The 13,402-nt window shown below is 57.2% G+C and carries 14 protein-coding genes; 9 read left to right on the forward strand and 5 right to left on the reverse strand.

Features of this window, described 5'->3' with window-relative positions; translation table 11 throughout:
• The first annotated feature begins 73 nt into the window (after nucleotides 1-73).
• The gene (uraA, locus tag ACF8PE_RS02895) at nucleotides 74-1,363 is read left to right on the forward strand and encodes a uracil permease (RefSeq protein ID WP_032613064.1); all 1,290 of its coding nucleotides are present in this window, start codon (nucleotides 74-76) and stop codon (nucleotides 1,361-1,363) included.
• A gap of 95 nt (nucleotides 1,364-1,458) precedes the next feature.
• Nucleotides 1,459-2,160 (forward strand): DnaA inactivator Hda, encoded by a 702-nt coding sequence (locus ACF8PE_RS02900; RefSeq protein WP_071886429.1) that lies wholly within the window; start codon nucleotides 1,459-1,461, stop codon nucleotides 2,158-2,160.
• Nucleotides 2,161-2,195: 35 nt separating this feature from the next.
• On the opposite strand, the gene arsC is transcribed toward ACF8PE_RS02900, so the two are convergent.
• Together arsC and bepA are read right to left on the reverse strand one after the other, a co-directional pair.
• Nucleotides 2,196-2,555, reverse strand: coding sequence for an arsenate reductase (glutaredoxin) (arsC, locus tag ACF8PE_RS02905; protein ID WP_032613059.1), 360 nt, complete (start codon nucleotides 2,553-2,555; stop codon nucleotides 2,196-2,198).
• Nucleotides 2,556-2,565: 10 nt separating this feature from the next.
• The gene (bepA, locus tag ACF8PE_RS02910) at nucleotides 2,566-4,029 is read right to left on the reverse strand and encodes a beta-barrel assembly-enhancing protease (protein WP_032613057.1); all 1,464 of its coding nucleotides are present in this window, start codon (nucleotides 4,027-4,029) and stop codon (nucleotides 2,566-2,568) included.
• A 222-nt stretch (nucleotides 4,030-4,251) separates the two neighbouring features.
• On the opposite strand from bepA, the gene ACF8PE_RS02915 reads away from it, so the two are divergent.
• Nucleotides 4,252-5,313 carry an AI-2E family transporter gene (locus ACF8PE_RS02915; RefSeq protein ID WP_032613054.1) on the forward strand — a complete coding sequence of 354 codons (1,062 nt, stop codon included), beginning with the start codon at nucleotides 4,252-4,254 and terminating at the stop codon, nucleotides 5,311-5,313.
• Between the two features lie 133 nt (nucleotides 5,314-5,446).
• On the opposite strand, the gene bcp is transcribed toward ACF8PE_RS02915, so the two are convergent.
• Entirely contained in the window at nucleotides 5,447-5,917 is a 471-nt protein-coding gene (gene bcp / locus ACF8PE_RS02920; RefSeq protein WP_032613052.1) for a thioredoxin-dependent thiol peroxidase, read from the reverse strand.
• On the reverse strand, nucleotides 5,917-6,486 hold the full coding sequence (locus ACF8PE_RS02925) for a glycine cleavage system transcriptional repressor (protein ID WP_032613050.1): 570 nt from the start codon (nucleotides 6,484-6,486) through the stop codon (nucleotides 5,917-5,919). Before ACF8PE_RS02925 ends, bcp begins: the two co-directional genes overlap by 1 nt.
• 145 nt (nucleotides 6,487-6,631) lie before the next feature.
• Here ACF8PE_RS02925 and dapA point away from each other — a divergent pair, with 145 nt between their 5' ends.
• The 6 genes from dapA (at nucleotide 6,632) to ypfH (ending at nucleotide 13,154) form a co-directional block, all read left to right on the forward strand.
• The gene (gene dapA / locus ACF8PE_RS02930) at nucleotides 6,632-7,510 is read left to right on the forward strand and encodes a 4-hydroxy-tetrahydrodipicolinate synthase (protein ID WP_032613048.1); all 879 of its coding nucleotides are present in this window, start codon (nucleotides 6,632-6,634) and stop codon (nucleotides 7,508-7,510) included.
• A gap of 16 nt (nucleotides 7,511-7,526) precedes the next feature.
• Nucleotides 7,527-8,561: an outer membrane protein assembly factor BamC gene (gene bamC, locus ACF8PE_RS02935; RefSeq protein ID WP_059307419.1), complete on the forward strand. Its 1,035-nt coding sequence runs from the start codon at nucleotides 7,527-7,529 to the stop codon at nucleotides 8,559-8,561.
• 109 nt (nucleotides 8,562-8,670) lie between these two features.
• On the forward strand, nucleotides 8,671-9,384 hold the full coding sequence (gene purC, locus ACF8PE_RS02940; protein WP_032613044.1) for a phosphoribosylaminoimidazolesuccinocarboxamide synthase: 714 nt from the start codon (nucleotides 8,671-8,673) through the stop codon (nucleotides 9,382-9,384).
• A gap of 121 nt (nucleotides 9,385-9,505) precedes the next feature.
• Entirely contained in the window at nucleotides 9,506-10,369 is an 864-nt protein-coding gene (locus tag ACF8PE_RS02945) for a neutral zinc metallopeptidase (protein ID WP_032613042.1), read from the forward strand.
• A gap of 15 nt (nucleotides 10,370-10,384) precedes the next feature.
• Nucleotides 10,385-12,385: a tRNA(Met) cytidine acetyltransferase TmcA gene (locus tag ACF8PE_RS02950; RefSeq protein WP_392494548.1), complete on the forward strand. Its 2,001-nt coding sequence runs from the start codon at nucleotides 10,385-10,387 to the stop codon at nucleotides 12,383-12,385.
• Nucleotides 12,386-12,458: 73 nt separating this feature from the next.
• Nucleotides 12,459-13,154 carry an esterase gene (gene ypfH / locus ACF8PE_RS02955; protein ID WP_150872007.1) on the forward strand — a complete coding sequence of 232 codons (696 nt, stop codon included), beginning with the start codon at nucleotides 12,459-12,461 and terminating at the stop codon, nucleotides 13,152-13,154.
• Nucleotides 13,155-13,192: 38 nt separating this feature from the next.
• On the opposite strand, the gene ACF8PE_RS02960 is transcribed toward ypfH, so the two are convergent.
• Nucleotides 13,193-13,390, reverse strand: coding sequence for a YpfN family protein (locus ACF8PE_RS02960; RefSeq protein ID WP_032613036.1), 198 nt, complete (start codon nucleotides 13,388-13,390; stop codon nucleotides 13,193-13,195).
• Nucleotides 13,391-13,402: the final 12 nt, after the last annotated feature.

A 13,402-nucleotide genomic window follows, 5' to 3' on the forward strand; every position in this document is an offset into this window, starting at 1 on the left:
GACTTTGATAGTCGGCTTTTTTTTGAATAAAAAAACCAACCGTTAAAAACAAACAACACTTGAGGAAAACACTATGACGCGCCGTGCTATCGGGGTGAGTGAAAGACCGCCACTTTTACAGACAATCCCGCTTAGTTTGCAGCACCTGTTTGCGATGTTTGGCGCAACCGTGCTGGTGCCAATCCTGTTCCACATTAACCCGGCCACCGTGCTGTTGTTTAACGGCATCGGAACGCTGCTGTACCTCTTCATCTGTAAAGGTAAAATCCCGGCCTATCTGGGTTCGAGCTTTGCCTTTATCTCGCCGGTACTGTTGCTGTTGCCTTTAGGCTATGAAGTGGCGCTGGGCGGTTTCATTATGTGCGGCGTGCTGTTCTGCCTCGTTGCTTTCATTGTGAAAAAAGCCGGTACGGGCTGGCTGGATGTGATGTTCCCGCCTGCGGCAATGGGCGCAATCGTTGCCGTCATCGGGCTTGAGTTAGCCGGTGTGGCGGCAAACATGGCGGGCCTGCTGCCTGCCGACGGTCAGTCGCCGGATACCAAAACCATTATCATCTCGCTGGTCACCCTGGGCGTGACGGTCTTTGGCTCGGTGCTGTTCCGTGGCTTTATGGCGATTATCCCGATCCTGATTGGCGTGCTGGCGGGCTATGCGCTCTCCTTCGCCATGGGCGTGGTCGATACGACGCCAATCGCGCAGGCTCACTGGTTTGCTCTGCCAACCTTCTATACCCCGCGTTTTGAGTGGTTTGCCATCTTCACCATCCTGCCGGCGGCGCTGGTGGTTATTGCCGAGCACGTCGGTCACCTGGTGGTCACGGCGAACATCGTCAAGCGCGACCTGATCCGCGACCCGGGTCTGCACCGCTCAATGTTTGCCAACGGCTTCTCGACCATTATCTCCGGTTTCTTCGGCTCCACGCCAAACACCACCTACGGTGAGAATATCGGCGTCATGGCAATTACCCGCGTTTACAGCACTTGGGTTATCGGCGGCGCGGCAATTATTGCCATTCTGCTCTCCTGCGTGGGTAAACTGGCGGCGGCGATCCAGATCATCCCGGTGCCGGTGATGGGCGGTGTTTCGCTGCTGCTGTACGGGGTAATCGGTGCTTCCGGTATCCGCGTCCTGATCGAGTCTAAAGTCGATTACAGCAAAGCGCAGAACCTGATCCTGACCTCCGTGATCCTGATTATTGGCGTCAGCGGTGCCAAGGTTCACATTGGTGCAGCGGAGCTGAAAGGCATGGCGCTGGCGACCATTGTGGGTATCGGCCTCGCCCTGATCTTCAAAGTGATCTCCATCCTGCGCCCGGAAGAAGTGGTTCTGGACGCGGAAGAGACAGAAAAAGTCTCTCATTGATCGTCTAACCGGGCGGCCGATCCGCCCGGTTCTCTCCCCGCTTGTTCCGTGTTAAACTCTGGGCCGATTCCGAGTAAGACCTGGTTGAGGTATTTCTGAACGCACCGGCACAGCTCTCTTTGCCACTTTATCTTCCCGACGACGAAACTTTCGCTAGTTTCTGGCCGGGTGATAACCCCTCTTTACTGGCTGCACTGCAAAACGTGTTGCGCCAGGAGCACAGCGGTTACATCTATATCTGGTCACGCGAAGGCGCGGGGCGCAGCCATCTGCTGCATGCAGCCTGCGCCGAACTCTCGCAGCGCGGGGATGCGGTCGGCTATGTGCCGCTGGATAAGCGCACCTGGTTCGTGCCGGAAGTGCTCGACGGAATGGAACAGCTGTCGCTGGTCTGCATCGACAATATCGAATGCGTGGCGGGGGATGAGCTGTGGGAAATGGCGATTTTTGATCTCTATAACCGCATTCTGGAGTCCGGGAAAACCCGGCTGCTGATCACCGGCGATCGTCCACCGCGGCAGCTGAATCTCGGGCTTGCCGATCTGGCATCTCGTCTCGACTGGGGGCAAATCTATAAATTACAGCCGCTCTCGGATGAAGATAAACTGCAGGCTTTGCAGCTGCGGGCGCGGTTGCGGGGCTTTGAACTGCCGGAAGACGTGGGGCGTTTTCTGTTGAAGCGGCTGGATCGCGAGATGCGTACCCTGTTTATGACGCTCGATCAGCTGGACAAGGCCTCCATCACCGCCCAGCGGAAGCTCACCATTCCCTTTGTGAAAGATATCCTCAATCTGTAGGCCCGGCGCGCACAGGCTGCCGGGCTGTTCCATGTTTACTGCACAATCTCCAGCACCTGTTCAGGTGGGCGGCCAATGCGCGCTTTGCCGTTTGCCACCACAATCGGGCGCTCGATCAGCTTCGGATTATCCACCATCGCCTGTAGTAATGCCTCTTCACTGAGCGCGCTGTCAGCCAGCCCCAACGCTTTGTAAAGCTCCTCTTTCTGGCGCATTAACTCTCTGGCGCTGCGCATTCCCAGCTGGCTTAACAGTGTGCGAAGGGTGTCGGCATCCGGCGGCGTCTCCAGATAGAGCACCACCTGCGGCTCAATGCCGTTCGATTGCAGCAGGGCCAGGGTTTCGCGGCTCTTTGAGCAGCGGGGGTTATGGTAGATAGTAACCGCGTCAGACATCTTTTCTCCTTTACATCTTTTCATACGGGCGGTAGCGCTGCTGCAGCTGGCGCAACTGATCGATGCGGGCATCGTAACGGGCCTGTTGCAGGCTACCGAGTTTCACCTGCGAGCTGGCGCTGCTCAGCAGGGAGATGGCCTGGTCCAGACGCCCGGCCAGGGCATAGCCTTCGGCGCGTGCCGCCAGCTCTTGATCGCGATGGCCAAGGGCACCTTCCGCCTGGGCCAGCAGATCCCAGCCGTTAGGATCATCTTTATTACTGAAGGTGTAGCGGTTGAGGAGCGTCGCGGCTTGCTGCGGCTGTCCACCCTGTAAGTAAGCATTCGCCAGGTTGAGTTGCAGCACTGGATTGGTGCGCAAGTCTCGGGCACCTTTCAGACGATTGATCGCATCCTGGGCTTTTTTCTGCCCTAAATCGATGTCGGTCGCCATATCGAGATACCAGGCATTGTTGGCCTCTGCGGTCAGCAGTGGCTGAAGATTTTTGCGGGCCTCATCATAGTTGCTGGCCTCCATCGCCTGCAATGCCCGGCCATACTGGGCCGCACGCTGTTCACGCACGTTGCCTTTCGCCAGCGCGTCCAGCAGATCGTTGGTCAGCTGGTTGCGCCCGGAATTGTACATACCGAGGCTTCTGACCTTCGCCATGTAGAAATCTTCCGAGGACTGCACCACTACCGGACGCATCTGGTTGGCGCGGTTACGGGCGTCCGACAGACGGCTCTCCGGCAGGGGGTGGGTCAGCAAAATTTCCGGTGGACGTGAGGAGTAGCGCGCCTGATCCAGTAATTTTTCGAGGAAGCCCGGCATCGCCTGCGGATCGAACCCGGAGCGTTGCAGCACCTGAATACCAATGCGGTCGGCTTCCTGTTCGTTTTGTTGGGTAAAGCTGATCATCCCCTGACGCGTTCCCGCCAGCGTACCGGTCAGCGCTGCCATGCCCGCCTGCGGGCTGGCCATCGCCAGCAGAATAGAACCCAGCGCGCCCACCCAGGTGAGCGGGGCGCTGCGCTTCTGATCTTCCATCGCCCGCGCCAGATGGCGCTGGGTAACGTGGGAAATTTCGTGCGCCATTACCGAGGCCAGTTGGCTTTCATTGTCGGCGTAGCGGAATAACGCCGAGTGCAACACCACATTGCCGCCGAAGAAGGCGAAGGCGTTGATCTCATCGTTATTGATTAAATAGAAGTGGAAAGGGGTTTTCACCGAATCCGCATGGGAGACCAGCCGCATCCCCAGTGAATTGATGTACTGCACCAGCAGCGGATCGTTAATCAGTGGCGCACTGCCGCGCAGCTGGCGCACATAGTAGTCGCCCATTTGCAGCTCCTGGCCAATGGAGAGCGTGCTGCCTGCCGAGGTGCCCATGTCTGGCAATGATTCTGCAGAGTCAGCGAACGCGGGCATCATCTGACCGGCGGTCAGCGCAGCAATGAGCGTCGCAACCAACGTTTTTTTCAACTGCCTGAACATAACCTCTGTCCTGTCTGGTGGGTGTGCTAATTTGACCGAATAACCCGCATATCGTTCACCTGCGGCTGCTCTGGGAGTGTAGCCGCGTCAGGGCGATAAGAAAATCCCTCTTTTCAGGCTTTTGCGTTTTGTGACGGAGCAAGAAAAAGCGAAAGTCTTTTCATTGACTCTCCGATACAATTCACCTTTTACGTCCAGCCAACATCTTCAGGGAAGGGTTGCATGCTCGAGTTATTAATGCAGTGGTACCGTCGGCGCTTTAGCGATCCCGAGGCCATTGCTTTGCTGGTTATTCTGGTTGCCGGATTTGGCATTCTCTTCTTCTTTAGCGGGCTGCTGGCCCCGCTACTCGTCGCGATTGTCCTCGCCTATTTGCTGGAGTGGCCAACGGTACGGCTGGAAAATATCGGCTGCTCCCGCCGCTGGGCCAGCATTATTGTGCTGGTCTTTTTTGTCGGTATTCTGCTGGTGATGTCCTTTGTGGTGCTGCCGATCGCCTGGCAGCAGGGGATCTACCTGATTCGCGATATGCCCGGCATGCTCAGCAAACTCTCTGATTTTGCCGCCACCCTGCCGCGCCGTTATCCGGCCCTGATGGATGCGGGCATTATTGATGCGATGGCTGAAAACATGCGTACCCGTATCATGACGATGGGGGATACGGTGGTGAAATTCTCCCTCGCGTCGCTGGTGGGCCTGCTGACGCTGGCGGTCTACCTGGTGCTGGTGCCGCTAATGGTCTTCTTCCTGGTCAAAGACAAAGAGCAGATGCTTAACGCGGTGCGCCGGGTGCTGCCGCGTAACCGTGGCCTGGCAGGGCAGGTGTGGAAGGAGATGAACCAGCAGATCACTAACTACATCCGCGGCAAAGTGCTGGAGATGATCGTCGTCGGCGTGGCCACCTGGATTGGTTTCTTCATCTTCGGCCTGAACTATTCGCTGCTGCTGGCGGTGCTGGTGGGCTTCTCGGTGCTGATCCCCTATATCGGGGCCTTTGTGGTGACTATTCCGGTGGTGTGCGTGGCGCTGTTCCAGTTTGGGCTGGGCACCGAGTTCTGGAGCTGTTTCGTTGTCTATCTGATTATTCAGGGGCTGGACGGTAACCTGCTGGTGCCGGTGCTGTTCTCGGAAGCGGTGAACCTGCACCCGATCGTCATTATCCTGTCGGTGGTGATTTTTGGTGGGCTATGGGGGTTCTGGGGAGTGTTCTTTGCCATCCCATTGGCAACGCTGATTAAAGCGGTGGTACATGCCTGGCCGGATGTTCCAGCGGTAGAGGAGTAGCCTGGTGTTGATGCCCGGCGGTGCTAGCGATTGCACGGGCTGCGCGGGTTGATGCCTTCACTCTATCCTCTCTCAAAAAGAGAGGAAGCAAACACTAAAAACGGCAACTCAGGTTGCCGTTTTGCATTTATCCTCAGGCGTTCTCTTTCACCCAGTTCAATACCACGTCGTGGTGATTGCTGGTTTTGAAGTCGTCAAACACATGTTCAACTTTACCCTCAGCATCGATCAGGAAACTGATGCGGTGGATACCGTCGTAGGTTTTGCCCATAAAGGATTTCTCACCCCAGACACCAAACGCACCGCAGACCTGATGGTCTTCGTCGGACAACAGCGTAAAGTTCAGCAGCTCTTTTTCGGCAAAACGAGACAGCTTTTCAGGCTTATCGGTACTGATACCCAGCACTTCGACGCCTGCGCTCTTCAACTCGTCCATGTTGTCGCGCAGACCGCAGGCTTGTACGGTACAGCCCGGCGTCATGGCTTTCGGGTAGAAGTAGACCAGAACACGCTGTCCCTGGAAGTCGGTTAAATTTACTTGCTCGCCGTCTTGATCGGGCAGGCTAAATTTCGGTGCGATGTCACCGGCTTTCAGTGGATTCATTACTCAACTCCGTCTTGTTCATGCTGGGAATAATTGACGACGTTTATACTGCCTTGCGCATTTAATTCTGTACAGAGGGCTTTGAATGCTTGCTCGATATTTGAGGCATCCTGAGATGCCGGGCTGTGCGCGGTGATCTGGATAAACAGTTTAGGGATAGTGTCGCCTTCACCCGGCTGGGTACGGGACACCAGCTCGGCAATGTTCATCTGATGGCTATCAAACAGGGCGGTAAAGCGTTCGATTAAGTGCGGGGAGTCCGTCACTTCCACCTGGACCCAGACGGTTGCCGGCAGGGCCGGCTGCGGGCGTGCGGTGGTACGCTTCATCACGATCAGCAGATCCAGCTCTGCGCCTTTTAACGGCAGAGTCGATTCAATTAAGGTGATGGCATTCCATGACCCGGACAGGAGCATGATGAAGGTAAACTCTTCTCCCAGCATCGCCAGGCGGCTATCTTCAATGTTGCAGCCGCAGCTACTGACGTGGCGAGTGATGGTATTCACGATCCCCGGCCTGTCGGCACCCAGCGCAGTGATAACCAGGTAATGTTGTGATGAGGTTGTCAAACCTGTTCTTCCTTTGCTTGGTTTAGTCTTTCTAAGGAAAGCATAAAAAAAACTGGCATACAATAACCTGGAGGCCTCATGTCCCTTGCTTTTATTACAGCACCAAACGTACCATTGAGGCTCTTGTACGCACAGAGGATGGCCCATGTTCACGGGAAGTATTGTTGCGCTTGTTACACCGATGGATGAGAAAGGTAATGTCTGCCGGTCAAGCCTGAAGAAACTGATTGATTATCATGTCGCCAGCGGAACCTCGGCGATTGTTTCGGTAGGGACTACCGGTGAATCTGCAACGCTGAGCCATGAAGAGCATGGCGAAGTGGTCATGCTGACCCTCGAACTGGCAGACGGGCGTATCCCGGTCATTGCGGGTACGGGTGCCAACGCGACCGCTGAAGCCATCAGCCTGACTCAGCGCTTCAACGATTCGGGTGTCGTGGGTTGCCTGACGGTAACGCCATACTACAACCGTCCAACCCAGGAAGGTCTGTTCCAGCATTTCAAAGCCATCGCTGAACATACTGACTTGCCACAAATCCTGTATAATGTGCCGTCGCGTACTGGCTGCGATATGCTGCCAGAAACGGTTGGCCGTCTCGCGAAAGTAAAAAATATTATCGGTATTAAAGAGGCGACCGGGAACTTAAGCCGTGTTCATCAGATCAAAGAGCTGGTTTCAGACGACTTTATTCTGCTGAGCGGTGATGATGCGACCTCGCTGGACTTTATGCAGCTCGGTGGCCACGGGGTGATTTCCGTGACCTCCAACGTTGCAGCCCGCGATATGGCTGAAATGTGTAAACTGGCGGCTGCCGGTCACTTCCAGGAAGCGCGCGTGATTAACCAGCGTCTGATGCCGCTGCACAACAAATTATTTGTCGAACCCAATCCGATCCCAGTGAAATGGGCATGTAAGGAGTTGGGACTTGTAGCGACCGATACGCTGCGCCTGCCAATGACCCCGATTACCGACCACGGTCGCGAAACGGTCACTGGCGCGCTGAAGCATGCCGGTCTGCTGTAAAGTTTAGGGAGATTTGATGGCTTACTCAGTACAGAAGTCGCGCCTGGCGAAGGTTGCGGGTGTTTCGCTTGTTATGCTGCTCGCGGCCTGTAGCTCAGATTCACGCTACAAGCGCCAGGTGAGCGGTGACGAATCCTATCTGGATGCTGCGCCGCTTGCTGAACTTCATGCGCCCGCTGGCATGATCCTGCCGATTCAGAATGGCGACTATACCATTCCGGTCACCAACGGGAGCGGCGCGGTAGGCAAAGCGCTTGATATCCGTCCACCAGCACAGCCTCTGGCGCTGGTAAGCGGGGCGCGTACTCAGTTCACTGGCGATACCGCGACGCTGCAGGTTGAGAGCGCGCGTAATGCCACGCTGTGGCCGCAGGTTGTTAGCGTGATTCAGTCGAAGAACTACACAATCACGCAACGCGATGATGCCAGCCAGACACTGTCGACCGACTGGATCGAATGGTCCCGTCTGGATGAAGATCAACAGTACCGTGGACGTTATCAAGTCTCTGTTAAACCTCAGGGTTATCAGCAGGCGGTCGTCGTTAAGCTGCTGAACCTGGAGCAGGCAGGCAAGCCTGTTTCAGATGCCGCTTCCCTGCAGCGCTACAGCACCGAGATGCTTAACACCATCGCGGCGGGCCTCGATAAAAACGCAACCGATGCTGCCAATGCTGCCCAGAGCCGCAATGGCGCAACCTTCGACGTGCAGAGCGCTGCCGACGAAACCGGTCTGCCAATGCTTGTCGTACGTGGTCCGTTCAACCAGGTCTGGCAGCGTCTGCCTGCAACGCTTGAGCGCGTCGGTATGAAAGTGTCCGACAGCACCCGCTCAACTGGCAGCATGACGGTCACCTACAAGCCGCTGTCTGACAGCAGCTGGGAAGAGCTGGGCGCACGCGATCCGGGTCTGGCTTCTGGCGACTACAAGCTTCAGGTCGGCGATCTGGACAACCGTAGCAGCCTGCAGTTTATCGATCCGAAAGGTCACACGCTGACCCAGTCGCAGAATGATGCGCTGGTCGCTGTCTTCCAGGCGGCATTCAGCAAATAAAAAAGAGGGCTGGTTTATCCAGCCCTTTTTATTTTCGTGCCACGCAAACGTGTGCGTGGCATAATATCTCCAGTTTTGAACACAAATCATCACACCAGGAGTAATGAAGATGCAGAAGCAAGCTGAGTTGTATCGTGGCAAAGCGAAAACCGTATACAGCACGGAGAACCCGGATCTGTTGGTGCTCGAGTTCCGCAATGATACGTCAGCAGGAGATGGCGCACGCATTGAGCAGTTTGACCGTAAAGGCATGGTGAACAACAAGTTCAACCATTTCATTATGAGCAAGCTGGAAGAAGCGGGCATCCCGACGCAGATGGAAGCGTTGCTGTCCGATACCGAATGTCTGGTGAAAAAGCTGGATATGGTACCGGTGGAATGCGTCGTCCGTAACCGTGCCGCAGGCTCCCTGGTGAAGCGTCTGGGCATTGAAGAGGGCATCGAACTCAATCCGCCGCTGTTCGACCTGTTCCTGAAAAACGACGCTATGCACGATCCCATGGTCAACGAATCTTACTGCGAAACCTTTGGCTGGGTGAGCAAAGAGAACCTGGCGCGTATGCAGGAGCTGACCTTCAAAGCGAACGACGTGCTGAAAAAGCTGTTTGATGACGCGGGCCTGATCCTGGTGGACTTCAAACTGGAGTTCGGCCTGTATAAAGGTGAAGTGGTGCTGGGTGATGAATTCTCCCCGGACGGCAGCCGCCTGTGGGACAAAGAGACGCTGGATAAAATGGATAAAGACCGCTTCCGCCAGAGCCTGGGCGGCGTGATCGAAGCGTACGAAGCCGTTGCCCATCGTCTGGGTGTTAAACTCGATTAATCCCGCCTTATCGCCAGGGGGACGTCCGTTCCTCTGGCATCTCACCCCTGTTTGCAGTGGTAATCTTTCCCCGAACCGCCTACGATCATACTTATTATCATGATGATATTTCGAGGTGGTTATGCGCTGGCAAGGGCGTCGTGGAAGTGACAATGTAGATGACAGACGTAATAGCGGTGGTCCGTCAATGGGGGGGCCGGGCTTCCGGCTGCCGGGAGGGAAGGGCGGCATCATTCTTTTGCTGGTAGTCGTGGTCGCGGGCTATTACGGGGTCGACTTGAGCGGGTTACTCACCGGGCAACCGATGCCGCAACAGCAGCAGGCGACACGCTCCATCAGTCCGAATGAAGATGAAGCAGCGAAATTCACCTCGGTGATCCTGGCGACCACGGAAGATACCTGGGGTCAGCTGTTCGACAAAATGGGCCGGACGTACCAGCAGCCGAAGCTGGTGATGTATCGTGGTGCCACACGCACCGGCTGCGGCACCGGGCAATCGGTGATGGGGCCGTTCTATTGCCCTGCCGACTCCACCGTCTATATCGATCTCTCCTTTTACGATGACATGAAACGCAAGCTGGGCGCCGACGGCGATTTTGCCCAGGGCTATGTCATCGCTCATGAAGTGGGTCATCACGTGCAGAAACTGCTCGGTATTGAGCCGAAGGTCCGTCAGCTACAGCAGAATGCCAGCGAAAGCGAAGTGAATGCGCTGTCGGTGCGTATGGAGCTGCAGGCCGACTGCTTTGCCGGCGTCTGGGGGCACAATATGCAGCAGGAGGGCGTGCTGGAGGCTGGCGATCTGGAAGAGGCGCTTAACGCCGCCCAGGCCATTGGCGACGATCGTCTGCAACAGCAAAGTCAGGGTCATGTGGTGCCAGACAGCTTTACGCACGGCACCTCGGAACAGCGTTACAGCTGGTTCAAAAAAGGTTTTGACGGCGGCGATCCGGCACAGTGCAACACCTTCGGTAAGGCCATCTAATTCACAATGTCAGGGATGAATTTATCAGGGTTGCCTGAACAACTGGCGCGGGAGGGGCACCGGCGACTGCTGGTGCTGAGCGGGGACGACACATGGACGCAGCAACAGGCGCTGCTGCTGAAAGAAAGCTATCCCGGCGACTGGTTGTGGGTGGGCGACAATGCACCTCAGCTCCCGTCATGTTCGCCCCAGGCGCTTAATCAGCTGCTGGGGCGTGAATTTCTGCACGCCATCTTCGATGCCCGCCAGGGATTTGACGTCTCGGCGTTTGCGGCTGTGGGCGGCACCTTGCGCGCCGGAAGCCTGCTGGTGTTACTCACCCCCGCCCTGGCGCTATGGCCGGAAAAATCTGACCAGGACTCGCTGCGCTGGAGCGACAGGCCAGAGCCGATCCCCACGCCACGTTTTATTGAACATTTCTGCCGTCATATCTCCCGCGATCCGCAGGTTTTACTGTGGCAGCAGGGGGCACCTTGTCCTCCTCTGCCAACCCACTCTGCCCCGGACTGGCACCCGGCCAGCGGTGAGCCACAGCGCGAGCAGGCCGCGATACTCGCCTACCTGACGACCCTGCCCGAAGGAGTTGCCGCCGTGACCGCAGCGCGCGGGCGCGGAAAGTCAGCGCTGGCAGGCATGTTGCTACAGCGTATGGCAGGCCACGCCATTGTGACGGCACCCGCCAGAGCGGCGACAGAGGTTATCGCCCGCTTCGGTGGCGACCGCTATCACTTTATGGCCCCGGACGCGCTGCTGGCATCGGACGTGCGTGCTGACTGGCTGATCGTCGATGAGGCGGCGGCAATCCCCGGCCCGCTGCTGGCACAGCTGGTGACACGCTTCCCTCGGGTACTGCTCACCACCACGGTGCAGGGGTATGAAGGCACCGGCAGGGGATTTTTGCTGAAATTCTGCGCCCGGTTTGCCGGGCTGCGTTACTTCACCCTGAGCGAACCGGTGCGCTGGGCGGCGGGTTGCCCGCTGGAGCGCATTATCGCCGAGGTACTGCTGTTTGATGATGCGCCCGAAGAGAGCCTTTCGCAGGGCGAGATCGTCTGTACACCGCTGGAGCAGGAGGCCTGGAGCCGCGACCCTGAACTCCCGGCGGCGGTCTATAAACTGCTCTGCGCCGCTCACTACCGGACCTCTCCGCTGGATCTGCGGCGCATGATGGATGCCTCCGGGCAGCATTTTGCCGTCGCCCGTACGGGTGAGGACGTCTGCGGCGCGCTGTGGCTGGTGGAGGAGGGCGGCCTGAGTCCGGCACTCAGCCAGGCGGTGTGGGCGGGCTACCGGCGTCCACGCGGTAACCTGGTGGCGCAATCGCTGGCTGCCCATGGCGGATCGCCGCAGGCGGCCACGCTCACCGCCCGGCGGGTCACGCGCATTGCCGTCCATCCCGCGCGCCAGCGTGAGGGGATTGGTCAGGCGCTGATTGCCACAGCCCGCCAGCAGATGAACATCGACTACCTTTCCGTCAGCTTTGGCTATACCGGGGAGCTTTGGCGCTTCTGGCAGCGCTGCGGATTTATTCTGGTGCGCATCGGCAGTCACCGCGAGGCCAGCAGCGGTTGCTACACGGCAATGGCGATGCTGCCGCTCAGCGCGGCGGGGCAGGATTTGTGCCAGCGCGAACATCAGCGGCTCTGTCGCGATGCATCAGTTATTGAACGCTGGAACGGTGAAAAGATCCCGGTAGTGCCCACAGGTGAGGCTACCCTTAATGATGATGACTGGCTGGATTTGGCCGGGTTCGCCTTTGCGCATCGTCCCCTTTCGGCGGCGATGCCCAGCCTGACACGACTGCTACAGGCGACGGATCTGCCGCTGTCAGGGCTGCGGGGCAAAATCGAACAGGGGCTGGACGATAGCGCCCTGAGCCGCGCGCTGGCCCTCAGCGGACGTAAAGCCGTGTTGAGCCATCTGCGTACTGAAGCGGGTCAGGCGCTGGTTCAGCTCGACAGCGAACGCTGTCAGACGTTAAGGCACACCGTTTTGCAATGGCAATTTTTTCAATGACTTCATCAGTGAACTGGCATGTTCATTCTGCCTGTCAGGCGTAGAATCCCGCTTATCAATTAAGGAGACTGCTATGAAACATGACCATTTTGTTGTCCAAAGCCCCGATAAACCGGCAAAGCAGCTGCTGCTCCTGTTTCATGGCGTCGGTGATAATCCGGTCAATATGGCGCAGATTGGCAGCTGGTTTGCGCCGCTGTTTCCCGATGCCCTGGTCGTCAGCGTCGGCGGCGCCGAGCCATGCGGCCCGAATGGTCGTCAGTGGTTTTCAGTGCAGGACGTGACGGAAGATAGCCGTCAGGAGCGGGTGAACGCAATCATGCCGACATTTGTCGACACGGTGCGTTACTGGCAGCAGCAGAGCGGTGTTAAGGCGAACGCCACCGCCCTGATCGGGTTTTCTCAGGGGGCGATCATGGCGCTGGAGAGCATCAAGGCCGAGCCGGGCTTAGCCTCACGGATCATTGCGTTCAACGGCCGCTATGCGACCCTGCCTGAACGGGCGAGCACAGAAACCACCATTCACCTGATCCACGGTGGGGAAGATCGCGTGATTGAGCTGTCCCACGCGGTTGCGGGCCAGGAAGCGTTGATCCGCGCGGGCGGCGATGTGACCCTGGATATTGTCGACGATTTGGGACACGCCATTGACGATCGCAGCATCCAGTTCGCGCTGGACCACCTGCGTTTTACCGTGCCGAAACACTACTTCGATGAAGCGCTCAGCGGCGGCAAGCCGAATGACGACGATATAGTTGAGTTTTTCTGAGAGATAACCCTCTCCCCGCCGGGGAGAGGGTTAAGCCATTACTTCTTCTGGTCTTTCTTCGGCCAGTCGTCTTCATCGTCCCACTTGTCGTTAAAATCACGATGTGGAGGGAGTTCAGGTTTGTTGGCGAGGAATTTCTTGTGATCAACGCGCTTGAGATCCTTGATCACGTTCAGCAGTACGCCTACCAGAAAAACCAGTACCAGAAGCCACCAGTATTTAGCCAGCCAGTCCATTCGCTTATCCTT

Origin of the sequence: Leclercia sp. GLN_9 (assembly GCF_043105735.1) — a bacterium.
GTDB classification, from domain to species: domain Bacteria; phylum Pseudomonadota; class Gammaproteobacteria; order Enterobacterales; family Enterobacteriaceae; genus Enterobacter; species Enterobacter adecarboxylatus.